22 protein-coding genes are annotated in these 21,966 nt (G+C 60.7%); all 22 read right to left on the bottom strand.

Features of this window, described 5'->3' with window-relative positions:
- Positions 1-21 precede the first annotated feature (21 nt).
- Positions 22-1,305: a hypothetical protein gene (locus tag FDY93_RS11365; protein ID WP_138235865.1), complete on the bottom strand. Its 1,284-nt coding sequence runs from the start codon at positions 1,303-1,305 to the stop codon at positions 22-24.
- 357 nt (positions 1,306-1,662) lie between these two features.
- Positions 1,663-2,160, bottom strand: a complete 498-nt coding sequence (locus tag FDY93_RS11360; RefSeq protein WP_138235864.1) for a protein disulfide oxidoreductase — start codon at positions 2,158-2,160, stop codon at positions 1,663-1,665.
- Positions 2,157-2,864 (bottom strand): tRNA (N6-threonylcarbamoyladenosine(37)-N6)-methyltransferase TrmO, encoded by a 708-nt coding sequence (gene tsaA, locus FDY93_RS11355; RefSeq protein ID WP_138235863.1) that lies wholly within the window; start codon positions 2,862-2,864, stop codon positions 2,157-2,159. Before tsaA ends, FDY93_RS11360 begins: the two co-directional genes overlap by 4 nt.
- A 298-nt stretch (positions 2,865-3,162) precedes the next feature.
- Entirely contained in the window at positions 3,163-4,620 is a 1,458-nt protein-coding gene (locus tag FDY93_RS11350; RefSeq protein ID WP_138235862.1) for an NAD-dependent succinate-semialdehyde dehydrogenase, read from the bottom strand.
- 206 nt (positions 4,621-4,826) lie between these two features.
- Entirely contained in the window at positions 4,827-6,221 is a 1,395-nt protein-coding gene (gene der, locus FDY93_RS11345; RefSeq protein WP_138235861.1) for a ribosome biogenesis GTPase Der, read from the bottom strand.
- A gap of 171 nt (positions 6,222-6,392) precedes the next feature.
- Positions 6,393-7,553 carry an outer membrane protein assembly factor BamB gene (gene bamB / locus FDY93_RS11340; RefSeq protein ID WP_138235860.1) on the bottom strand — a complete coding sequence of 387 codons (1,161 nt, stop codon included), beginning with the start codon at positions 7,551-7,553 and terminating at the stop codon, positions 6,393-6,395.
- Positions 7,550-8,311: a YfgM family protein gene (locus FDY93_RS11335; protein ID WP_138235859.1), complete on the bottom strand. Its 762-nt coding sequence runs from the start codon at positions 8,309-8,311 to the stop codon at positions 7,550-7,552. The genes bamB and FDY93_RS11335 overlap by 4 nt, the downstream gene beginning before the upstream one ends.
- A gap of 47 nt (positions 8,312-8,358) precedes the next feature.
- Positions 8,359-9,621, bottom strand: a complete 1,263-nt coding sequence (gene hisS / locus FDY93_RS11330; protein WP_138235858.1) for a histidine--tRNA ligase — start codon at positions 9,619-9,621, stop codon at positions 8,359-8,361.
- A 278-nt stretch (positions 9,622-9,899) separates the two neighbouring features.
- On the bottom strand, positions 9,900-11,021 hold the full coding sequence (gene ispG / locus FDY93_RS11325; protein ID WP_138235857.1) for a flavodoxin-dependent (E)-4-hydroxy-3-methylbut-2-enyl-diphosphate synthase: 1,122 nt from the start codon (positions 11,019-11,021) through the stop codon (positions 9,900-9,902).
- 209 nt (positions 11,022-11,230) lie between these two features.
- On the bottom strand, positions 11,231-12,283 hold the full coding sequence (locus FDY93_RS11320) for a RodZ domain-containing protein (RefSeq protein WP_138235856.1): 1,053 nt from the start codon (positions 12,281-12,283) through the stop codon (positions 11,231-11,233).
- Entirely contained in the window at positions 12,270-13,091 is an 822-nt protein-coding gene (pilW, locus tag FDY93_RS11315) for a type IV pilus biogenesis/stability protein PilW (protein ID WP_240914126.1), read from the bottom strand. Before pilW ends, FDY93_RS11320 begins: the two co-directional genes overlap by 14 nt.
- A 31-nt stretch (positions 13,092-13,122) precedes the next feature.
- Positions 13,123-14,304 carry a dual-specificity RNA methyltransferase RlmN gene (gene rlmN, locus FDY93_RS11310; RefSeq protein ID WP_138235855.1) on the bottom strand — a complete coding sequence of 394 codons (1,182 nt, stop codon included), beginning with the start codon at positions 14,302-14,304 and terminating at the stop codon, positions 13,123-13,125.
- A 137-nt stretch (positions 14,305-14,441) separates the two neighbouring features.
- Positions 14,442-14,867: a nucleoside-diphosphate kinase gene (ndk, locus tag FDY93_RS11305; protein ID WP_138235854.1), complete on the bottom strand. Its 426-nt coding sequence runs from the start codon at positions 14,865-14,867 to the stop codon at positions 14,442-14,444.
- Positions 14,868-15,127: 260 nt separating this feature from the next.
- The gene (iscX, locus tag FDY93_RS11300; RefSeq protein ID WP_138235853.1) at positions 15,128-15,322 is read right to left on the bottom strand and encodes a Fe-S cluster assembly protein IscX; all 195 of its coding nucleotides are present in this window, start codon (positions 15,320-15,322) and stop codon (positions 15,128-15,130) included.
- A gap of 12 nt (positions 15,323-15,334) precedes the next feature.
- Positions 15,335-15,673 carry an ISC system 2Fe-2S type ferredoxin gene (gene fdx / locus FDY93_RS11295; protein WP_138235852.1) on the bottom strand — a complete coding sequence of 113 codons (339 nt, stop codon included), beginning with the start codon at positions 15,671-15,673 and terminating at the stop codon, positions 15,335-15,337.
- A 49-nt stretch (positions 15,674-15,722) separates the two neighbouring features.
- Positions 15,723-17,603, bottom strand: coding sequence for a Fe-S protein assembly chaperone HscA (gene hscA / locus FDY93_RS11290; protein WP_138235851.1), 1,881 nt, complete (start codon positions 17,601-17,603; stop codon positions 15,723-15,725).
- Positions 17,604-17,628: 25 nt separating this feature from the next.
- Positions 17,629-18,153, bottom strand: a complete 525-nt coding sequence (gene hscB / locus FDY93_RS11285) for a Fe-S protein assembly co-chaperone HscB (protein ID WP_246068553.1) — start codon at positions 18,151-18,153, stop codon at positions 17,629-17,631.
- 94 nt (positions 18,154-18,247) lie between these two features.
- Positions 18,248-18,571 carry an iron-sulfur cluster assembly protein IscA gene (iscA, locus tag FDY93_RS11280; RefSeq protein ID WP_138235850.1) on the bottom strand — a complete coding sequence of 108 codons (324 nt, stop codon included), beginning with the start codon at positions 18,569-18,571 and terminating at the stop codon, positions 18,248-18,250.
- A gap of 46 nt (positions 18,572-18,617) precedes the next feature.
- On the bottom strand, positions 18,618-19,022 hold the full coding sequence (iscU, locus tag FDY93_RS11275; RefSeq protein ID WP_138235849.1) for a Fe-S cluster assembly scaffold IscU: 405 nt from the start codon (positions 19,020-19,022) through the stop codon (positions 18,618-18,620).
- A 46-nt stretch (positions 19,023-19,068) separates the two neighbouring features.
- A complete protein-coding gene (locus FDY93_RS11270) occupies positions 19,069-20,283 on the bottom strand; it encodes an IscS subfamily cysteine desulfurase (RefSeq protein WP_138235848.1) in 1,215 nt (404 codons plus the stop codon).
- A 114-nt stretch (positions 20,284-20,397) separates the two neighbouring features.
- Positions 20,398-20,889, bottom strand: coding sequence for a Fe-S cluster assembly transcriptional regulator IscR (gene iscR, locus FDY93_RS11265; RefSeq protein WP_138235847.1), 492 nt, complete (start codon positions 20,887-20,889; stop codon positions 20,398-20,400).
- A 202-nt stretch (positions 20,890-21,091) separates the two neighbouring features.
- Positions 21,092-21,904, bottom strand: a complete 813-nt coding sequence (trmJ, locus tag FDY93_RS11260; protein WP_246068552.1) for a tRNA (cytosine(32)/uridine(32)-2'-O)-methyltransferase TrmJ — start codon at positions 21,902-21,904, stop codon at positions 21,092-21,094.
- Positions 21,905-21,966 lie beyond the last annotated feature (62 nt).

The following is a 21,966-nucleotide window of genomic DNA, read 5'->3' as shown; positions in this document are numbered from 1 at the left end:
AAATCCCGTATCGCGGCTGTGTCAACGCTTGTTGCGATTGTTGATCATTTGCTGCAGCTGGTCGCCGGTACTTTTGAAATAGCGATCTCTGGCGCCGGGAAGCGAGGATACGATCATCGGGGTCGTCTTGTGCAGAGCTTTCACTACCGCCAATGCCAGTGCGGCGTTACCTCCGGTTGCAACGGCGAGCCCAGCGGCTGTTCCGGCTACCCCCCACTTTTTCATCAGATAGTCACCGAGTTCCCAGCAGATTTTGACCGTTTTGCCCAACCGTTCGCCCCGCGGTGTATGGTGAATCAGCTCGTTGCCTTCACTCAGCAGTGGAGCAAGGCCGAGGTTGCGACCTCCAATTTCCTGCGGTAGGCCTTCAGAGGAGCTGAGCCATTTTTCATCGCTGATATCCATTTTTAGGGCGCGGCGACAGCGGTCCGCTTCAAACTGGCTGCGGGTGTGGTCGCTCAGGAAGATCTTCTGCCGCCGCTCCAGGTCGATGTTTTGCTGCTTCAAGTGCCGCATGGCTTCTATCAGCACCCAGGAGCCCTCGCCCTGGCTGGTCCACTGTACATGCAGCCCCTGCTGGTGAGCTTCGTACATATGCGCCGCCACAACGCGCGCCGCCAGTTTCTGCTGCTCGCTACCGCTGTCGCCCAGGGACTTCAGGGTGCGCCAGCCCACCGCCCAGGCGCTGTTCTCCGGCGGTACATACACCAGTTGGTAGCCGCTTTTCTTCAAATCCTCGAGTTTCTTACTATCGCCGCGGCTGATATGTTCGCCCACAACTCTTAGGGAGTGACGAAGGTTCTCACACTGTCCATTGATCCCCACCTTGAGCGCGGTTTCGGCGCTGCTGCCGGCCTGGGTTTCGGTTGCAGTTAGTCTGGGCTGTGGGTCTTCACTTCGGAGCCAGTCCCCTTTGTGCTTGATCTGCCACAGCGCTGGTCGCAACTCTTCCGTTGTATCTTTACCCAACAGCCGGATATCAACTATCTCCACGTCCGTCTGGCAATCCCCGTAGTAACTGTTCAGCTCGTACTCAATCTCAAATCCCCCGGCCACCAGTAAACGGCGGGTGGGGTGATTGGGTTTGAGCATGCTGTTGACGGGGCTGGCGGCGCCGCGGAGGCTGTCGACGGCTTTGATCAGGGCCTGGGCATGGTAGCCGGCACTGCTCTGCTGGGTGCTGAGCTGGCGGAAGTTGTCGAGTATCTGGCGCTGGCTGCCGTTGGCGAAGACAGCTCGGCCGGAGTCGCGTTTGCCCCAGGCTTGAAGGGCGTTGGATGTTTGGGCGGCTGGTAGTTGTCCCATGGCAAATTCCTTCTGCGTACGGGGTTGTTCCACTGATTTGGAGCCGGTATTTCCGGCGTTCGCCGAAGATTAACAAATGCGTTAAAACGCTGGCAAAAATAGTTGGGGTACGGTGGTTCCAGGTTGATTGATGAAGACGCTCCTCAGTTTGATCTGATGAATACAAAGCGAGCAGGTCCGGAGGGGGCTGGATACCGGCCTTCGCCGGTATGACGGAGAGCGGAACGACTGGATACCGTACCGGATCGAGTCCGGCATGACGTGTGCGCCGGTATGACGGAGAGCGGAGCGACTGGATACCGTACCGGATCGAGTCCGGCATGACTTGTTCGCGGGTATGACGAGGGTTTTATGGCTTTAGTCCGCGAGCCACAAACGGGCTTTGAGGCCCCACTTGGATGTCATGCCGGAGGTTACGGCGCTTACCCTGCCCTCGCGGTCGATGATGGCGATGGTGGGTGTCACCTGCAGCCCCCAGCTTGCACTAAGTGCACCCTGCGGGTCGTTGATGGTGCGGAATTCCAGCTGGTGTTTTAGCTGGTAAGCGGCCACTTCGTCAGCGCTGCCCGATTGCAGGGCGATGGTGATGACCTGGTGCTGGTCTGCAAGATCTGAAACCGCCGGGGAAACCACCCGGCAGTAACCGCACCAGGTGGCCCAAAAGTAGATCAATACCGGGCCGTCTTCGGTCATGGCCTGCAGGTTTACCGCTTGCCCCTGAATATCCGTTGCGACCAGCTCTGGGGCAGCTCCTTTCGGCATGTTGCGGCTGTGGTACCAGGATACGACGCTGACGATGGCCGCCGCGAACAGCACGAATTTGACCAGCGACCAAAATCCGCGACGCCATTTCACGGTTGAGTCTCCGGGTTCAGCGCATTCAAACCAAGCACTTCGATCTCCCCGTTTACATAGCACCATTGCAGGTTGTACCCACACAGCGCCATGCCGTAGATCCGCTCCGGGTCTGGCTGCTGGTAGGCGGGTTTGGGGTCCTGGGCCAGTACCTGATGAATCAGTGCCGGCAGGTCGGTGCCCCAGTCGTCGCGGTAGTCTCGCGCGATTGCGAGAATTTCGTCGGGAATATTTACCGCAATGGGTGGCGGTGCGGCTTCGGCGAGTTCGCTGTGGGCATCGGCTACGGCATCTGCGTAGGGAATATAGGGTTTGATATCGAGAATCGGTGTGCCGTCGAGCAGGTCCGCACCGGCGACGATCAGCTCTACGTTGGGTGTCGTGCGCACTTCGATGAGACGCACTACGGACAGGCCGATATTGTTAGGGCGAAATGGCGAGCGGGTGGCGAAGACACCGAGTTTTTTGTTGCCGCCGAGGCGCGGCGGACGCACTTTGGGAGACCACTGGCCGGCGACGTCATGGAAGTGCCAGGTGAGCCAGAGGTGGCTGTGTTGCTCAAGGCCGGAAACCGCTTCCGGGTCGTTGAACGGTGGCAGCAATTCGATGGATGCGCGGCTGGCATCCGCCAACAGGGGCTGGCGGGGGATACCGAATTTTTCCTTGAAGCATGAATGGGTGGTGGCGATGGGGACTATGGTCATGTATTCGGGTCCGTCATCCCGGGCTTGACCCGGGGTCCAGTTGCGGGGTTACGGATGGCAGCGTGCCAGTTTACTGGATGCCGGCCTGCGCCGGCATGACGAGATTGCTTGGTGGTAGCGATGGGGATTATGGTCATGTATTCGGGTCCGTCATCCCGGGCTTGACCCGGGATCCAGTTGCGGGGTTAACGGATGGCTAAGTGCCAGTTTACTGGATGCCGGCCTGCGCCGGCATGACGAAGGTATGAGCCGCTCTGGCATGACGAAGGTATGAGCCGCTCTGGCATGACGAAGTGGATCAGATTCCGCCCATGCAGAGGTATTTGATTTCCAGATAGTCGTCGATGCCGTATTTGGAACCCTCGCGGCCGCTGCCGGATTCCTTGATACCACCGAAGGGGGCCATTTCGTTGGAGATGATGCCTTCATTGATGCCCACCATGCCGTACTCCAGCCCTTCCGCCACGCGCCAGATACGGCCGATATCGCGGGCGTAGAAATAGGAGGCGAGGCCGAATTCGGTGTCGTTGGCCATGCGGATGGCCTCTTCCTCGCTGTCGAATTTGAACAGCGGCGCCACCGGGCCAAAAATTTCTTCCTTAAACAGGCGCATGGTGTCGTTGGCATCTGCCAACACCGTGGGGGTAAAGAAGCACTCACCCAGGCCGCTGGGGCCGCCCTCGCTCAGGGCTTTCGCACCTTTGCTCAAAGCGTCTTCCACCAGTTCTTTTACGTCTTCCACCGCGCCGGGGTTGATCATGGGGCCGACGTCGGTGCCCTCGTCAAAGCCGTTGCCGACGTTCAACGCTTGTACCGCGGCAGTGAATTTTTTGGCGAATACTTCGTACACACCCGCCTGCACAAAAATGCGGTTGGCGCAGACGCAGGTCTGGCCGGCGTTGCGGTATTTGCAGATGATCGCGCCTTTGACGGCTTCGTCGATATCTGCATCGTCGAACACGATAAATGGCGCGTTGCCGCCGAGCTCCATCGACGTTTTTTTCATGGTTTCCGCACACTGGGCCTGCAGCTGCTTGCCCACGGCAGTGGAGCCGGTGAAGGTGAATTTGCGCACCAGCGGGTTGCTGGTCATTTCCTTGCCGATTTCCCGCGAGCTTTTGCCCACCACCACGTTGAACACGCCTTTGGGAACGCCGGCCTGCTCCGCCAGTACCGCGAGGGCGAGGGCGGAGAGAGGGGTTTCGGAGGCGGGTTTGGCGACGAAGGTGCAACCGGCGGCGAGTGCCGGGGCAAGCTTGCGCGCGATCATGGCACTGGGGAAATTCCACGGCGTGATGGAGGCGGTGACGCCCACCGGCTGCTTGATGACCACGATGCGCTTGTCTTTCGACGGCGGCGCGATCACATCGCCGTAGGCACGCTTGGCCTCTTCGGCAAACCATTCGAGATAGTTGGCGCCGTAGATGATTTCGGTTCTGGCTTCGGAGAGGGGCTTGCCCTGCTCGGCGGTGAGGATTTTTGCCAGGTCGTCGACATTGTCGACGATGAGGTTGTACCAGTCCCTCAGGATTTTCGCGCGTTCCTTTACCGTGCGATCGCGCCAGGCGGGCCAGGCTTTGTCGGCGGCTTCGATGGCGCGGCGGGTGTCATCGGCGCCGCAGCTGGCAATGGTGGCGACGATTTCGCCAGTGGCGGGGTTGATGACGTCGAGGGTATTGCCGCTGTCGGCATCGCGCCACTCGCCATTGATGTAGGACTGTTTGCGCAGGAGGTTGGGATTATTGAGATTCAGCACGGGAACTCCATTTTCTGTGGGTGTTCGCCTGCAAGGCAGGCTCCTACATTGGGCTCGACGGGAGTGCGGAGCTCCAGCTCCGCATCCGGTGGGGGTTCGCCTGCAGGCAGGCTCCTACAGGATATTTTCCTGGCAAGTTTAGTCCTGTGCGTAATTCAACGCCTTTACTTCACGGGTATTGCGCCGCCCCGTGTGAATCCCTGTACTTATTTTTTCTTTTTCACGAACTTCATCAGGCGGCGCTTCTTGGCTTTCTGGCGGTCGCTGAGTTTGTTCTTTTTGCCCTCGTAGGGGTTTTTGCCGGTGCGGAATTCGATCTTCACCGGGGTCCCGTGTAATCCCAGCGCCTGGCGGAAGGTCTTTTCCAGGTAGCGCACATAGTGGCCCGGCACTTCGTCGGTCTGGTTGCCATGGATCACGATAATCGGCGGGTTCTTGCCGCCGGCGTGGGCATAGCGCAGTTTGATGCGGTTGCCGTTCACCAGCGGCGGTTGGTGCTCACTTACAGCCCATTGCAGAATCCGCGTGAGGTGATTGGTGGAGAGCTTGTCGGTGGCGGACTGGTAGGCGGCCTCGATGGACTGGTACAGGTTGCCGACGCCAGTGCCATGCAGAGCGGAGATAAAGTGGATATCCGCAAAGTCCACAAAGCGCAGGCGGCGCTCCAGTTCGGTCTTGATGAAGTCGCGATGGTCCGGGTCGAGACCGTCCCATTTGTTCAGCGCCACCACCAGCGCGCGGCCGGCCTGGATCACGCTGCCCATCAGGTGCAGGTCTTGGTCGACAAGGCCTTCGCTGGCATCGATCACCAGCACCACCACGTTAGAGTCTTCCACCGCCTGCAGGGTTTTGACGATGGAGAATTTCTCCACCGATTCCTTGACGTTCTTGCGGCGGCGAATGCCGGCGGTATCGATGATGGTATAGGGCTTATCGTCGCGAGTGTAGTTGATGTACACGCTGTCACGTGTGGTGCCGGGCTGATCGAAGACCACCACGCGGTCTTCACCCAGCAGGCGGTTCACCAGGGTGGACTTGCCCACGTTGGGACGGCCGACGATGCCGATCTTGATGCCCTTGGCTTCTTCCTTCTCCTCCTCTTCCTCCGGTGTCGGCAGGCCCTCGATCAGGCGCTCCATCAGCGCACGCACACCGCGGCCATGGGTGGCGGTGGTGGGGAAGAGTTCGCCGATGCCGAGTTCATAGAACGGCGACAACGCGATATCCGGGTTTACCCCGTCCACCTTGTTGGCGACGAGGATGGTGGGCTTGGACCGCACGCGCAGGCGCTCGGCGATCATTTCATCCGCAGGGGTGAGGCCGGCGCGGCAGTCCACCATGAACAGGACAAAGTCCGCCTCTTCGATGGCCTGCATGGATTGCTGGGCCATGGCGGCGTCGATGCCCTCTTCCCCGCCGCTGATACCACCGGTATCGACGAGAATCATTTTGCGGCCTTCAAATTCCGCTTCGCCGTATTTGCGGTCGCGGGTGAGGCCCGCATAGTTCGCAACCAGCGCGTCGCGGGTTTTGGTAAGGCGGTTGAACAGGGTGGATTTGCCCACATTGGGGCGCCCGACCAGGGCGATTACAGGCAACATAATTCGGGTCTACGTAAAGCAAAAATGGTTTTGCCAGAAATACGAACGCCCGCGAGAACGCGGGCGGTCTTGGTTCGCTTTTGTAGGAGCCTGCTTGCAGGCGAACAGAACAGAGCGTTGAACCGTTCGCCTGCAAGCAGGCTCCTACAGAAGCCCATGTACTAATCCAGATCAGCGCTCCAGGCGCAGCGCGACCAGTTCGCCGTCGTCCGACAGTGCGAATAGCAGGTCACCATCCGCCAGCAGCGGAATGCGCACCGGGTCGCGGTCGATCCGGGTGCGGCCCACAAAGCGGCCGGTATTCGGATCCAGTGCGTGGAGATAACCGTCCAGGTCGCCAACTACCACCACATCACCAAAATAGGCCGGGCCACTCAACTCGCGACGCAACAGTTCGTTGTTGCTCCACTGGATCTGCCCATTACCCACATTGTAGGCGTGCACGCTGCCGTCGGCGCCGCTCAGGAATACCTGGCCGGCACCTACGGTCACACTGTGGTTGGTTGAGGCATCGCGCGCCCACAGGCCGCGGCCGTCTTCGCGGGACAGTGCCACCACGCGGCCCTGATAGCTGGCGGCAAACACCAGTTCACCGCGCACCAGCGGGGCGCCGTCGATATCCACTACCCGCTCAAGTTCCGCGGAACCCTGGGGTATGGCCACGCGCTGCTCCCAGCGACTGATACCGTCGCTGGCGCTGAGCGCAATCAACTTGCCGTTATCCAGGCCGGCAAAGACTACACCGGCGGAAATTACCGGGCTGGCCGTGCCGCGCAGGGTCAGTACCGGCAACACCGTGTTGTGCCGCCAGCGCTGCTCGCCGGTGCTGGCATCCAGCCCCAGCAGCTTGCCGTCGACGGTCTGCACCACCACCATGCCGGCGCCAACCGCGGGCGTGGAAACCACTTCGCCGCTCAACTGGGTGGACCAGCGCTGGCTGCCGTCGTTCAAATCCAGTGCCACCACGCGGCCGCGGTAATCCGCCACCACGGCCATGCCGAGGCCGACACCGACACCGCCACTGATGGACTGTTCAATGTTTGTGCGCCATACGCGTTTGCCGCTGGTGCGGTCGAAGGCATAGACATCGCCTTCGCTGTTGGCGGCGATCACCTTGCCGTCGATGATGCCGGGTTTCAGCATCGCATAGCGCAGCGCGTCGATATCGCCGATATTGTTCGACCACACTTCACGCAGCCGGACGCTCTCCTGAATTTCTGTCAGTTCTACGGGGTCTGTGTCTTCCTTTTCCTCGTTGGAAGCACAGGCTCCGAGCACCGCGGCCAGGGCCACGGCGATTATCCGGTTAAGCGCCTTGTGTGTGCCGATCATTGTGCATCCTTCTCCGTTGCTGCTTCGGTTGCATTGTCTGACTGAGAGTCTGAGTCAGACTCTGACACCGGCGGCTCTTCCTGAGTTTCATCGGTCTGCTCTTCTGCGCCACCCAGGCTCTCGATTTTCAGGTCGAGCAAACGGGAACCGGCGGCCTGCTCCGGCAGCAGTTGCGCGCGGGCCTGCTGGTAGGCGGCGCGGGCGGCGTCGTTATCGCCCTGCTGCACCAGGATATCCCCGCGGGTTTCCGCGAATAGTGCAGCGAATGCCGCGGGCACATCGCCTTCCAGCAGTTTCAGCGCCTCGCCGGTTTCACCGCGGGCGGCCTTCACCGCTGCCAGGCGGCGTTTGGCAACGAACTTCAGCGCGTCTTCGCTAGTGTTATCCAGAGCCCACTGCAGTTGCTTGGTCGCTTCTTCAAGGTCGTTTTTCTCCACCGCCAGTGCTGCCAGTTGCAGTGCCGCCTGGCTCGCGTAAATGCGGTTGGCGAAGTTGTCTTTCAGCTCGCGCGCCAGGGATTGGGCGGTGGTCAGCTGTTTGTTGTCCGGCTGGCCTTCGTTGGCGCTCACCGCCTCGACAAAGCCCTGATAGACGTTGGAGGCTGCTTCCGCTTCCGCGCGCTGTTTGCCCTGCCACCACTGCCAACCAAAGTAGGCCGCCAGTGCCAGCACCACACCGGTGACGATGCCAGTGCCGTTTTCTTTCCACCAACGTTTGAGCGATTCAATCTGTTCTTCTTCGGTCAAATGGTCAGCCATTGTTATTGCCTTATTTTTTAACGTCTTGATCAGGGAGAAACTTTGACTCAGGCCTGCAGAATTTTCGGCAGGTCGGCCAGCGCCACGGTTTGCTGCTCGGCATCTGCACGCAGGGATTTGACCGTCACCTGCCCCGCCGCCGCTTCGTCTTCGCCGATAATCAATGCGTATTCCGCATTGCTCTTGTCGGCCTTTTTCATCTGGCTCTTGAAGCTGCCGCCGCCGCAGTGCGTCTGCAGGCGCAGCCACGGCAGTTCGGTGCGCAGCGTCTCCGCCGCCGCCAGGGCTGCGGATTGTACATCACCTACGGCCACCAGATAGGCGTCTATCTGCTGGTCCAGGGTATCCGGGAGCACTTCCAGGGTTTCCAGCAACAGCACCAGCCGCTCAACGCCGAGGCCGAAGCCCACGGCAGGAGTGGATTTGCCGCCCATCTGCTCTACAAGACCGTCGTAGCGGCCACCGGCACACACAGTGCCCTGGGCGCCGAGGCTGTCGGTCACCCACTCGAATACGGTTTTGCCGTAGTAATCGAGACCGCGCACCAGACGGGGGTTCACTTCGTAGGCCACACCGGCGGCGTCGAGGAAGGTGCGCAGCTGGTCAAAGTGCGCGCGGGACTCGTCGTCGAGGTAGTCCAGCAGGCAGGGTGCGTCTTCCAACAGTGCCTGGGTGTCCGGGTTCTTGCTGTCGAGAATTCGCAGCGGGTTCTTGTCGAGGCGGCGCTGGCTGTCTTCGTCCAGCTGGTTCTTGCGTGCCGACAGGTATTCCACCAGCGCGTCGCGGAACGCGGCGCGGCTCTCGCTGCTGCCCAGGGAGTTGAGTTGCAGGGTGACATGCTCTGCCACACCCAGCTGCTTCCACAGGCGCGCGGTCATCATCAGGATCTCGGCGTCGATATCCGGGCCCTCGATGCCGAATACTTCCACCCCGAACTGGTGGAACTGGCGCAGACGGCCCTTCTGCGGGCGCTCGTAGCGGAACATAGGACCGAAATACCACAGGCGCTGGGGCTGATTCAGCAGGCCGTTCTGAATTGCCGCACGTACGGTGCCGGCGGTACCTTCCGGGCGCAGGGTGACGCTGTCGCCGCCCTTGTCGTCGAAGGTGTACATCTCCTTCTCGACGATGTCGGTACCCTCACCCACGGCGCGGGCGAACAGCTGGGTCGCTTCCAGGATCGGGGTGCGGATCTCGCTGTAGCCGTAGCGGGCGAAGAGCTCGCTTAGGGTACTTTCCACGTACTGCCACACCGGCGATTGGGTGGGCTGCAGGTCGTTCATGCCGCGGATGGCGCGAAGTTCTTTCAACGGAAGTCCTTAACATTTTGCAAGCGTCATACCGGCGCAGACCGGTATCCAGTTCCGAGGCTGGATCCCGGATCAAGTCCGGGATGACGGTGTATCTTAAAATTCTGCCTTATCGTCATACCGACGCAGGCCGATATCCAGTTCCGAGGCTGGATCCCGGATCAAGTCCGGGATGACGGTGTATCTTAAAATTCTGCCTATTCGTCATACCGGCGCAGGCCGGTATCCAGTTCCGGAGCTGGATCCCGGATCAGGTCCGGGATGACGGGATTTCTGAATTACTCGGTGGTTTCCCGGGCGATGATGCTCGCTTCCTGCGCCGCCTTGGCCGCGGCCTTTTCGCGGATCAGTTTTTCCAGGTCATCCACCAGGTTGTCGTTCTTGAATTTGCGGTCCGGCTGGCCATCGACATAGATCGCGTGGCTCGGGGTACCGCCGGCGAGACCAATGTCCGCCTCTTTCGCTTCGCCCGGGCCATTGACGATACAACCGATCACCGCCACATCCAGCGGGGTGGTGATGTCTTCCAGACGGGTCTCCAGCTCGTTCATGGTTTTCACCACGTCGAAGTTCTGGCGCGAGCAGCTGGGGCAGGCAATAAAGTTGATGCCCTTGGTGCGCAGGCGCAGGCTCTTCAGCAGATCCCAGCCCACCTTCACCTCTTCCACCGGGTCCGCCGCCAGGGACACCCGCAGGGTATCGCCGATGCCGTCCAGCAGCAGCGCGCCGAGGCCGATGGCGGACTTCACCGTGCCCGCACGCAGGCCACCGGCTTCGGTGATGCCGAGGTGCAGGGGCTGATCGATCTGGGCCGCCAGCTTGCGGTAGGCGGCGGTGGCCATGAAGATGTCGGACGCCTTCACGCTCACTTTGAAGTTCTGGAAATCCAGGCTGTCGAGGATGTCCACATGACGCAGGGCGGATTCCACCAGCGCATCCGGGGTGGGCTCGCCGTATTTCTTCTGCAGATCCTTTTCCAGGGAACCGGCGTTAACGCCGATGCGGATCGGAATATTCAGGTCCCGCGCCTTGTCCACCACCGCGCGGATGCGGTGCTCGCGGCCGATATTGCCGGGGTTGATGCGCAGGCAGTCTACGCCGAGATCGGCCACACGCAGCGCAATGCGGTAGTCGAAGTGGATATCCGCCACCAGCGGTACATTCACCTGCTTCTTGATCTCGCCGAAAGCCTCCGCGGCCTCCATGGAAGGCACGGAAACCCGCACGATATCCGCACCGGCCTTCTCCAGCCGCTGGATCTGCTCCACGGTGGCGGCCACATCGCAGGTTTCGGTATTGGTCATGCTCTGCACGGAAATGGGCGCACCGCCACCGACCGGCACATTGCCCACCATGATCTGGCGTGACACGCGGCGAACTATGGGTGACTCGAACTGCATAACAGAACCTGCGTTGGCTATTGAGCGGGTGGGAGCAATGGTAAAAAACGGGGAGGATTATAGAGAGATTGGGCGCAAACCTACAGCGTGCGGCTGAAATCCAATGCCCGAATCACGCCCTGTAGGAGCCTGCCTGCAGGCGAATGGAACTGCGCTCTGTCCTATTCGCCTGCAGGCAGGCTCCTACAGGGCGCAGCTCGAGAAGCAGATCAGCCACCCACGCTGAGTTTGCGGGTGCGGCGATTGCCGATGGGCGCACTGTCGACCACCTGACCGTCAAAGGTGATGGTGGCCGCTGCGGCATTACCCAGCATCACACTGAACGGAGCCCGGCCATTCAGTTCCACAGTAGAGCCCGCAGGCTGCAACTTGGCGATCATTTTGTAGCCAGTTGCATCGGTCACTTCCAGCCAGGACTCCCCCTGAAAGGAAATCACCAGACGCGGCGCAGTGCCGGCTTCTGACGGAGCCTCCACAGTTTCAGCCGCGGCAACCGGCGCTACCCCGGAGGGTACCTCCGCCGAGCGCTCCGCAACAGGGTGCAGCGCTTCAGCGGCAGAGTTTTCCACATCTGGCGGAACAACATCTGCGAACTCAGCATCGGTCTCGGGCGCCCCGTCATCGACTTCCGGCGCGGCGGCGCGCTCTTCGTTTATGTCAGTCAATGCTTCGGACGTTTCGACAGACTGAACCGAGGGGAACGCCACCTCGGCAGCCTCTTCGCTGATATCGACTTCCGCACTGTAGCTCGACGCGGTCGCCAACAGCTCGCTGTCATCACGATCCTGGGCGCCATCCACACGCACCAGTTGGCTTCCGTCCCCCGCCTGCTGATCGAACCACCAGAAACCACCACCTGCAGCCAGTGCAAGTACCAGTATGAGCGGAGCTGACAAGGAACCGCGGCGCCTTTCCCGGCGGCTGGATAACACCGCACCCACCGGTGCGCGCGCAGGCTCCGCGGCGACCTCCACCGGCATCTGCCGGGCAAACGCCTCCATCACCACGGTGGCATCGAGCCCCAGCTCTTTGCACAGGTTGCGGATATAGCCGCGCACATAGGTGGTGCCGGCAAAACGCTCGAAGGCGTCCTGTTCAAGGGCCTCCAGTTTGTCCGGGGTCATGCACAGGCGGCGGGCGAGTTCGTCGCGGGTGAACCCGGCCTTGTCGCGCGCCTCCCGGAGCATAATACCCACAGTGATCGCGGGCGTATCGGTGGAGGTTGTTTCCTGCGGGTCTGAGATCTGGTTACTGCTGCTCATTTTCGGCCATCATCTGCTGGTACTTCAGCGTTTCCGCTGAATAGGGAAAGAGGTTTTTCAGCGCCAGGGCGTAACTCCTTTCCTTGTCCCGATTGCCAAAAATTTTCTCGATGCGAATCCCCAACCATAGGGACTGCGGCACCTGACGATTCTTGTCGCTGTAGCGGTCGAGATACTGCTTTGCCTGTGCGTAATCGCCCTTCGCAAACTTGAGCTCCGCCAGCTCCAGTTGCGCCAAAGACATATTGGGGCTGAGAGAAAGCGCCTTCATGAAGGCCGCCTCGGCGGCGTCACTCTCTCCCAACCGCAACTCGGCGCGGCCGAGGTTGGCGAGCGCATAGGAGCGGCGATTGTAGGTGAGATCTTCGGAGGCGACCTGAAACTGCGCTTTGGCATCGCGGTAGCGCTCCTGCTGGTACAGAAAGGCGCCGTAGTTCACCCGTGCCATGGAAAACTTGCTGTCGTAGCGCAGCGCCTTCTTGAAATGGGACTCCGCCACGGCATTTTCCTTGTCGGCCTGATACAGCAGCGCCAGGCCATGGTGCGCCTGCGGATCTTTCCGGCCCAGTTCGAGCGCTTTCTGGAAGTGATGGCGGGCCAGTTCCCGGTTTTCACTGCCGCTCTGCAGATAGCGCAGCCCCAACTGGATATGGGTCTCCCGCGCCTTGTCGAGATCCACGGACTTGCCGGGGCCAGAGCTGACACAGCCGCCCAGCAACAGGCTGAGGAGGAGTCCGGCCAATACTGCCGGGCTGGAAATTCTTGCAAACACGAGCTTCACCTTGTCGTTATCGGGTGCGTTTACCACGGGCGCACGCCGATTTCCGGCAATGCAAATATCAGGCCTGCCCGACGATCCGCACCGGGCGCTCCGCGTTGCGGTAGCGCTCCGAGCGACGGGTGCGGTCATTCACCTGGCCGGCCAGCTGGCCACAGGCCGCGGCGATGTCGTCGCCCCGGGTGGTACGCACGGTTACGGTATAGCCTTTGTCCAACAAAATCTGTTGAAAACGTCGCAAAGCGTTATTGCTGACCCGTTGATAGTCGGACAGCTCGAACGGATTGAAGGGTATCAGATTTATCTTTACCGGCACATCACGCAGCAGCTCGCCCAGTTGTTCGGCGTGCTCGGGGCGGTCGTTCACGTCCCGGATCATGGTGTACTCGATGGTCATCTTGCGATGATTGTCGGGCATGCTCTCGATATAGCGCTTGGCGCTGTCGAGCAGCATGGCGATGGGGTATTTCTTGTTGATCGGCACCAGCTCGTTGCGCAGCTCATCGTTGGGCGCGTGCAGGGAGATGGCCAGGCTGACATCGGTCACTTCCGCCAGGCGGTCCAGTGCCGGCACCACACCGGAGGTGCTCAACGTAACTCTGCGCTTGGAAATGCCGTAGGCGTTGTCTTCCATCATCAGGTTCATCGCGTCGACCACATTGTCGAAGTTGAGCAGGGGTTCACCCATGCCCATCATCACCACGTTGGTCACCTTGCGCGGGCGCTCTTGCTTCTTCACGGGCGGCTGCAACTGCCCGAAGGATTTACACGCGATCCACACCTGGCCGATGATCTCGGCCGCCGTCAGGTCGCGGTTGAAGCCCTGCTTGCCGGTGGCGCAGAAGCTGCAGTCGAGGGAACAACCCACCTGGGAGGACACGCACAGGGTGCCGCGCTCACCGTCGGGAATGAATACGGTCTCGATCACATTGCCGCCGGTCACTTCGATCAGCCATTTGCGCGTGCCGTCGGCGGAGTCCATCTGCTTCAGGACTTTGGGGGCGCGGATCTCGGCCACTTCCGCCAGCTTTGCGCGCAGCGCCTTGCTGACATTCGTCATCTGTTCGAAATCGTCGGCGCCGTTCTGGTGAATCCATTTCAGCACCTGTACCGCGCGGAAGCGCTTTTCACCGAGACCATCAAAGAACGCAGCGAGCTTATCTACGGACAGGCCCAACAGGTTTACTTTTTCGGTTCGTTCGGCGCTTTCGGTAGAAGCTTGCACTGTCTGTACGTCGCTCATGGATTCACCTTGCACCGGATCCGGTGCGTAATTTGGGTACGCCTGTAGGAGCCGGCCTTGCCGGCGAACGGTTCGGAGCTCCGGACTATTCGCCTGCAAGGCAGGCTCCTACAGGGTTAATTGCCGGAAATCAGCAATTAACGCGCGCAGATTTCTTCTGCAGAGAAGAAGTAGCTCACTTCGCGCTCGGCGGAAGTGGTGGAGTCGGAACCGTGTACCGCGTTGGCGTCGATGCTCTCGGCAAAGTCAGCGCGGATGGTGCCGGCTTCGGCTTCTTTCGGGTTGGTGGCGCCCATCAGGTCGCGGTTGGCTTTCACCGCGTTCTCGCCTTCCAGAACCTGTACAACAACCGGGCCGGAAGTCATGAAATCCACCAGATCCTTGAAGAAAGGACGCTCTTTGTGCTCGGCGTAGAAGCCTTCGGCCTTCTCGCGGGACAGCTGAACCATCTTCATGGCAACAATGCGCAGACCGGCTTTCTCAAAGCGGCTCTCGATTTCACCGATGACGTTCTTGGCTACGGCGTCCGGCTTGATAATGGACAGGGTGCGTTCCAGGGCCATGTTTTTCTCCAATTTCAGGTTTATAGATAATTACGTTTTCAACAGATACGAAAAGAGCAACCGGAGTTGCTCTTCCCTGAATTCTCTCTCACGGCGAACTGACGATTATTTAACCAATCCCGGTTCGCGGAGGGCGGATTATACGCGTAGTGGGGTGAAGTTTGTACTGTTTGATTTGGCCGCTGAGCGACCTGTAGGAGCCTGCCTTGCAGGCGAACTCGCAAGCAGGCTCCTACAAGAGGCGGCGCGCAAAATGAGGCTTATTTGTTTTCCTCGATCCAGGCCGCCTGAATGGCCTCCAGGATCTTCTCGCCACAGCGGTTGGGATCGTCGTCAAAATCCGGCAGCTCCATCACCCATTTACGCAGGTCGACGAAGTTGACCGCAAGCGGGTCCACGTCCGGATAGTTGTCCGCGAGTTCGATGGCGATATCGTGAATATCCGTCCACTTCATCGGTGTGCCCCCTTAATGGCGCTCGGAAACCTGGTTGATGGTGTATTTGGGAATCTCGACCACCAGATCTTCCTTATCTACCACCGCCTGACAGGACAGGCGCGACTCCGGCTCCAGGCCCCAGGCCTTGTCCAGCAGGTCTTCTTCCAGCTCGTCCGGCTCACCCAGGGAGTCAAAACCCTCGCGCACAATCACGTGACAGGTGGTACAGGCGCAGGACTTTTCGCAGGCGTGCTCAATCTCCACACCATTCTGCAGCGCGGCGTCGCACACGGTGATGCCCGGTTCCACTTCAATGACCTTGCCTTCCGGGCACAGCTCTGGATGCGGCAGGAATACGATCTTCGGCATAACTCAAACTCTCACTCAGTCACTGCCCTCAGGGCTTATCAAATGGCCCTCAGGGCTTATCAAATTCATCCAGGCTGTGGCCCTGCATGGCGCGCTTGATGGACTTGTCCATGCGGCGGGCGGCGTAAGGCTCGGACAGCGTGTTCAACGCGTCGATACGGTTGCGGATTTCCTCCGGCGTGCCGCCGTTGTGCGCGAGGCGCAGCGCTTCCATGGCACGCTCCAGCTCGCCGAGTTCGCGCTCGTCCAGCAGTTCCGCACCGTCTTCCTGCAAGGCGACCAACATAGCTTCCAGGGTGCGCTCCGCCTCGACCTGAGCCTCGCGCAGGGCGCGCGCGGCGATGTCTTCCTCGGCGTTGGCGTAAGAGTCCTGCAACATGCGGGTAATATCGGAATCCTCAAGACCGTAGGACGGCTTGACGGTGATTTCCGCGGCCACACCACTGCTTTTCTCCACGGCACTGACCGCCAGCAGGCCGTCCGCATCCACCTGAAAGGTCACGCGGATATGCGCCGCACCCGCCACCATGGGCGGAATACCGCGCAGTTCGAAGCGCGCCAGTGAGCGACAGTCTTTCACCAGTTCGCGCTCGCCCTGCACCACGTGGATGGCCATAGCAGTCTGGCCGTCCTTGAAGGTGGTGAACTCCTGGGCCTTGGCCACCGGAATGGTGGTGTTGCGGTGGATCAGCTTCTCCGTGAGTCCACCCATGGTCTCGATACCCAGGGACAGCGGGATCACATCCAGCAACAGCAGGTCCTCGCGGGATTTGTTGCCCACCAGCACATCCGCCTGGATCGCGGCACCAATGGCAACCACCTGATCCGGATCGATGTCCGCGTGGGGCTCGCGACCGAAAAACTCCTGTACTTTTTCCCGCACCCGCAGGGTTCTTGTGGACCCGCCTACCAGCACCACTTCTTCCACATCGGCGGTATCGAGGCCCGCATCCCGCAGCGCGCGCTTGCAGGCGCGCAGGGTTTTGCCGATCAGCGGGTCGATCAATTCGGCCAACCCGTCGCGGGTCAGTGCGCCGGACCAGTGGTCGTAGGCCATTGGCACCGAAGTTTCCGCGGCAAGGGCTTCCTTGGCCGCACAGGCAATGTCCAACAGTTTGCGCTGGGTGGCGGCATCGAGGTCGGTGCCGAGGCCGGCCTCCACCGCTATCCACTCCGCCACCGCGCGGTCGAAGTCGTCGCCACCAAGAGCACTGTCACCACCGGTGGCGAGCACTTCAAACACGCCTTTGGACAGACGCAGGATGGAAATATCAAACGTGCCGCCGCCAAGGTCGTACACCGCGATGGTCTTGTCTGCCACGTCGCCGCCCTCTTCGGCCTTGTCGAGGCCGTAGGCCACGGCCGCGGCGGTGGGCTCGTTCAGCAGGCGTAGCACCTTGAGGCCAGCCAGTTTCGCGGCGTCTTTGGTGGCCTGGCGCTGAGCCTCATCAAAATACGCAGGCACGGTGATCACCGCGCCATCGAGCGGGCCGCCGAGGGATTCGGCACCACGCTGGGCGAGCACCTTGAGAATTTCCGCGGACACCTGCACCGGGTTCACCGCACCGGCCACAGTCTCAATGGACGGCATACCCGCCGTGTCCGCGGCGAAATTGTAGGGCAGCTGCTCGCCGAAATGTTTGATATCGGCGAGGCCGCGCCCCATAAAGCGCTTGATGGAAATCAGGGTGTTGTAGGGGTCGCCGCCGGCGGCGGCGCGCGCGCCGTAGCCAACTTCCACGCCGTCTTCGAGGTAGCGAACGGCAGAGGGCAGTATCACGCGCCCGTCTTCTGCCGGCAGAGCTTCCGCCGTCCCACTGCGCACCGTGGCCACCAGAGAGTTGGTGGTGCCGAGGTCGATACCTACCGCGCGCTTGCGCTGGTGGGGTTCGGGGGTCTGGCCGGGTTCGGAAATCTGCAGTAGTGCCATAGTGCTTTCAACAACTTATATACGTTCAGTCCAGTAGTTCTTCTTCAAGCGCGTCGATCTGCCGGCGCAACTTGGCGAGAAACTGCATTTTCAGCAGCGCGGCGCTGGCCGCATCCAGTGCCTGATTTCCCAGGCTCGCGGAAAAAGCCTGCTCCTGTGCACGGAAGAGCTCGTCGGCATCACTGCCTAACTCTTCCAGCTCCGCTTCCGGGTCGCCGGCATCGCGCACGTCTTCCAAGCGCTCGCGCAGGATCATCTGCTGCATCAGGAATTCGCCGTCGGCGGTGGTCTGCTCGGGATGGATCTCGATACCGGCCAGCTGCAGCAGGTATTGCGCGCGCGCCACCGGGTCTTTGAGGGTATTGTTGGCCTCGTTGATCTGCGCCGCATACTGCATGGACAACATCTGCTCGCGCTCGGATTTCGCCGCGAAGCGGTCCGGGTGGAACTCCTGCTGCAGCTCCCGGTAGCGCTTGGTCAACACCTGGCGGTCCACCTCATAGGTCTGCGGCAGGCCGAAAATTTCGAAATGGTTCTGCTGCAGCTTCATAAAGAAAGTTTCATTTCAGTTTGCCGAAGGTTCTATAGCAAAAAGGCCGGTATGCGCCCTGGCATCCGGCCTTCTGCTGCCAGAAAGTTTTCCGTTAAACGTGAAAGCTTTCGCCGCAGCCGCACTCGTTCTTGACGTTCGGGTTCTTGAAGGCGAAGCCTTCGTTCAACCCTTCCTTGACGAAATCCAGTTCGGTCCCGTCGAGGTAGGCGAGGCTTTTCGGGTCGACCACCAGTTTTACGCCGCCGGCTTCAAACACTTCGTCTTCCGCCTCGGCCTGATCTACAAACTCCAGTACATATGCCATACCGGAGCAGCCGGCGGTTTTTACACCGACACGGATGCCGATGCCCTTGCCGCGACTGGCCAGCTGTTTGGCAACATGTGCCTGGGCCGCTTCGGTCATGGTAATGGCCATATGCTCTGCTACTCCTTACCGCCAGGTTAACGCAGAAAACCCGGGCTTAACCCGCGGCTTCTTCCACCGTCTCGCCGCGTTTCTCGCGGATATTGCGCACCGCCGCCTTGATGGCGTCTTCCGCCAGCACGGAACAGTGGATTTTCACCGGCGGCAGCGCCAGCTCTTCGGCGATCTGGGTGTTCTTGATCTGCACCGCTTCGTCCAGGGTCTTGCCCTTCACCCACTCGGTGAGCAGGGAGCTGGAGGCGATGGCGGACCCGCAACCATAGGTTTTGAACTTGGCGTCTTCAATGATGCCGGCGTCGTTCACCTGGATCTGCAGACGCATCACGTCGCCACAGGCCGGCGCGCCGACCATGCCGGTGCCCACGTTGTCCGCTTTGTCGTCCATGCGACCGACATTGCGGGGGTGTTCATAGTGGTCAATTACTTTATCGCTGTAGGCCATGACTGTACCCTCTCAATTCGTTTCCAATGCCGCCTTGAGCAGCAAATCAGTGTGCTGCCCATTCGATGGTGCTGAGATCAACACCATCTTTGTACATGTCCCACAACGGGGACAGCTCGCGCAGTTTTTCCACCGCCTTTCTTACTTCTTTGGCCGCGGTATCCACGTCCTGTTCCGTGGTGAAACGGCCAAAACTGAAGCGCAGGGAGCTGTGGGCCAGCTCGTCGTTCACACCCAGCGCGCGCAGCACATAGCTGGGCTCGAGGCTGGCGGAAGTACAGGCGGAGCCGGAGGAAATCGCCAGATCCTTCAGGGACATGATCAGGCTCTCACCCTCTACGAACGCGAAGCTCACATTCAGGTTGCCCGGCACACGCTGCTCCACGGAGCCGTTGATGTGCACCTCTTCCATATCCTTGATCTGGTCCCAGAAACGCTCGCGCAGGGCCAGCAGACGCTTGGCCTCTTCGGCCATTTCCTCTTTGGCAATACGGAAGGCTTCTCCCATACCCACGATCTGGTGGGTCGGCAGGGTGCCGGAACGCATGCCGCGCTCGTGGCCACCGCCGTGCATCTGCGCCTCAATGCGCACGCGCGGCTTGCGGCGCACGTACAGGGCTCCGATACCCTTGGGCCCGTATGCCTTGTGGGCCGAGAAGGACATCAGATCGACCTTGGTGTTTTCCAGGTCGATGTCGATCTTGCCGGCGCTCTGGGCGGCGTCCACGTGAAAAATCACCTTGTGCGCGCGGCACAGTTCACCGATGGCGGCGATGTCGTTGACCACGCCGATCTCATTGTTGACGTGCATCAGGCTCACCAGAATGGTGTCTTCACGCAGCGCTTCCGCGACCTGCTCGGGATAGACGATGCCGTCTTCCTTCGGGTTCAGGTAGGTGACTTCAAAGCCTTCGCGCTCCAGCTGGCGGCAGGTGTCGAGCACCGCTTTATGCTCGATCTTGGAGGTGATGATGTGCTTGCCCTTGCCCTGGTAGAAGTGGGCGGCACCCTTAATGGCGAGATTGTCGGACTCGGTGGCACCGCTGGTCCACACGATCTCACGGGGGTCGGCGTTGACCAGTTCCGCTACCTGGCGGCGCGCATCTTCCACCGCTTCCTCGGCTTTCCAGCCGAACAAGTGTGAGCGGGAGGCCGGGTTGCCGAAGTTGCCGTCCATGGTCAACTGCTCCGCCATTTTACTGGCGACGCGCGGGTCTACCGGGCAGGTTGCCGAATAATCCAGGTAAATGGGAAGCTTCATAGTCTCTCGTCTCCACTCGCCGGTTGCTGCCGGCACCATACTGCTGTCACTTGCTGCTTTTTCTGCGAAAAAACGCCGGTCAGTACCCATTGGCCTGACAGGGCGGCCGGCACCTTACTGCAAGCCGCCGATAATCGCTACTTTCTGTTCAATCGTACCGTCTGCCCCGTTGCGGCAATCCTGGCGGCGGGCCACTTCCTGTACTTCCGAGCGCTCCACCAGATCCGCGAGGCTGATGCCGTTGAGGAAGCCGTGGATCTGACGACTGAGATCCGTCCACAGGTAGTGGGTGAGGCACTGCTCCCCGCCGGAACAATCGCTGTTGCCGCCACAGCTGGTGGCGTCGACAGATTCGTTGACCGCGTCGATGATTTCCGCCACGCAAATGTCCGCGCCGGACCGCGCCAGACGGTAGCCACCACCGGGTCCGCGCACACTGCATACCAGACCGGACTGACGCAGGCGGGAGAACAGCTGTTCCAGATAAGACAGGGAAATATCCTGGCGCTTGGAAATGTCTGCCAGGCTGATGGGGCCACGCTCCGCGTGCAACGCCAGGTCGAGCATGGCTGTTACCGCATACCGCCCCTTGGTTGTCAAACGCATAACGCCTCCTGTCACTCAGGCCCGCGGACATCCAGATAAGCCCGCACCATTGAATCGGGGCGCGAGTATGGAATAACCCACTACCTTGGTCAAGTATATAGCCGAGCGAACTGGTCGGGTATTTGGCGGGCAGTTATACCAATTAGTTATCCTCGCCGCGCTCTGTGGCATATCACCGGCGATTCCCCCACCAGGACACCAATCAGTCGGGTCGCCCCTTGCCACCGGAGCGGTAAATATGGTTCTGGATCGCGGTCAGCATACCGCGCAGGATACCCAACTCCATATCATCTGGACGCACTCGGCTGAACAGTCGACGCAGTCGGGTCATGGTCTGGCGGGGATTGTCCGGATCGATAAAACCCAGCTCGCCCAGTGCCAGCTGCAGATGTTCGTAATAGAGTTCCATATCCGAGGCTTTTGCCGGCGGGCGGTCCCAGTCGCTGAAGCTGAGCGCCTCGCCGCGCTCGTCTTCCAGCGCAGCCATGCGCGCCTCGTACACCAGCACCTGCACCGCGGTGGCCAGATTCAGCGAGCTGTACTCCGGGTTGGACGGGATGTGCACGTGGAAATTGCACGCCTGCAGCTCCTCGTTAGTGAGCCCGCGATCCTCGCGCCCGAACACCAGCGCCACCGGGTGGGTTTTGGCTTCGGCCACCGCGCGCACCCCGCACTCCCGCGGGGTGAGCAGCGGCCACGGAATACGGCGCTCGCGGGCGCTGGTGGCCACCACCAGGCCGCAGTCCGCTACCGCCTCTTCCAGACTTTCGACCACCACCGCGCTGTCCAGCAGCTCGGCGGCCCCGGCGGCGCGCCACACCGCGTTGGCAGCGGGGAACTCCCGCGGCTGTACCAGGTACAGCTGGCTCAGGCCCATATTTTTGAGCGCGCGGGCGGCGCCGCCGATATTGCCCGGGTGGGCGCTGTTCACCAGTACCACGCGGATATTGTCCAGCGCCTCGAGCGCGGAGCGGGAAGCGGTGGAAGCTGCGGTTTCAGAGGGAGAGGTCGCCATGGGGATTTCCGGATACGGGCAGGGTCGGGTAGCCACAGGTCGACTACCGAGCCTACACTTGC

It is taken from the genome of Microbulbifer harenosus (genome assembly GCF_005771435.1).
Lineage (GTDB): Bacteria > Pseudomonadota > Gammaproteobacteria > Pseudomonadales > Cellvibrionaceae > Microbulbifer > Microbulbifer harenosus.
This window is presented reverse-complemented; position numbering and strand designations above follow the sequence as displayed.

What these genes read in the sequence shown, in the direction of transcription:
- FDY93_RS11320 (WP_138235856.1), bottom strand. Translation starts at nt 12,283, where the DNA reads ATGAGCAGCAGTAACCAGATCTCAGACCCGCAGGAAACAACCTCCACC.
- ndk (WP_138235854.1), bottom strand. Translation starts at nt 14,867, where the DNA reads ATGGCCCTGGAACGCACCCTGTCCATTATCAAGCCGGACGCCGTAGCC.
- fdx (WP_138235852.1), bottom strand. Translation starts at nt 15,673, where the DNA reads ATGCCGAAGATCGTATTCCTGCCGCATCCAGAGCTGTGCCCGGAAGGC.
- iscA (WP_138235850.1), bottom strand. Translation starts at nt 18,571, where the DNA reads ATGGCCATTACCATGACCGAAGCGGCCCAGGCACATGTTGCCAAACAG.
- tsaA (WP_138235863.1), bottom strand. Translation starts at nt 2,864, where the DNA reads ATGACCATAGTCCCCATCGCCACCACCCATTCATGCTTCAAGGAAAAA.
- hscA (WP_138235851.1), bottom strand. Translation starts at nt 17,603, where the DNA reads ATGGCACTACTGCAGATTTCCGAACCCGGCCAGACCCCCGAACCCCAC.
- bamB (WP_138235860.1), bottom strand. Translation starts at nt 7,553, where the DNA reads ATGATCGGCACACACAAGGCGCTTAACCGGATAATCGCCGTGGCCCTG.
- der (WP_138235861.1), bottom strand. Translation starts at nt 6,221, where the DNA reads ATGTTGCCTGTAATCGCCCTGGTCGGGCGCCCCAATGTGGGCAAATCC.
- trmJ (WP_246068552.1), bottom strand. Translation starts at nt 21,904, where the DNA reads ATGGCGACCTCTCCCTCTGAAACCGCAGCTTCCACCGCTTCCCGCTCC.
- ispG (WP_138235857.1), bottom strand. Translation starts at nt 11,021, where the DNA reads ATGCAGTTCGAGTCACCCATAGTTCGCCGCGTGTCACGCCAGATCATG.
- iscR (WP_138235847.1), bottom strand. Translation starts at nt 20,889, where the DNA reads ATGCGTTTGACAACCAAGGGGCGGTATGCGGTAACAGCCATGCTCGAC.
- iscX (WP_138235853.1), bottom strand. Translation starts at nt 15,322, where the DNA reads ATGAAGTGGACGGATATTCACGATATCGCCATCGAACTCGCGGACAAC.
- hscB (WP_246068553.1), bottom strand. Translation starts at nt 18,153, where the DNA reads ATGAAGCTGCAGCAGAACCATTTCGAAATTTTCGGCCTGCCGCAGACC.
- iscU (WP_138235849.1), bottom strand. Translation starts at nt 19,022, where the DNA reads ATGGCCTACAGCGATAAAGTAATTGACCACTATGAACACCCCCGCAAT.
- FDY93_RS11365 (WP_138235865.1), bottom strand. Translation starts at nt 1,305, where the DNA reads ATGGGACAACTACCAGCCGCCCAAACATCCAACGCCCTTCAAGCCTGG.
- FDY93_RS11270 (WP_138235848.1), bottom strand. Translation starts at nt 20,283, where the DNA reads ATGAAGCTTCCCATTTACCTGGATTATTCGGCAACCTGCCCGGTAGAC.
- rlmN (WP_138235855.1), bottom strand. Translation starts at nt 14,304, where the DNA reads ATGAGCGACGTACAGACAGTGCAAGCTTCTACCGAAAGCGCCGAACGA.
- FDY93_RS11335 (WP_138235859.1), bottom strand. Translation starts at nt 8,311, where the DNA reads ATGGCTGACCATTTGACCGAAGAAGAACAGATTGAATCGCTCAAACGT.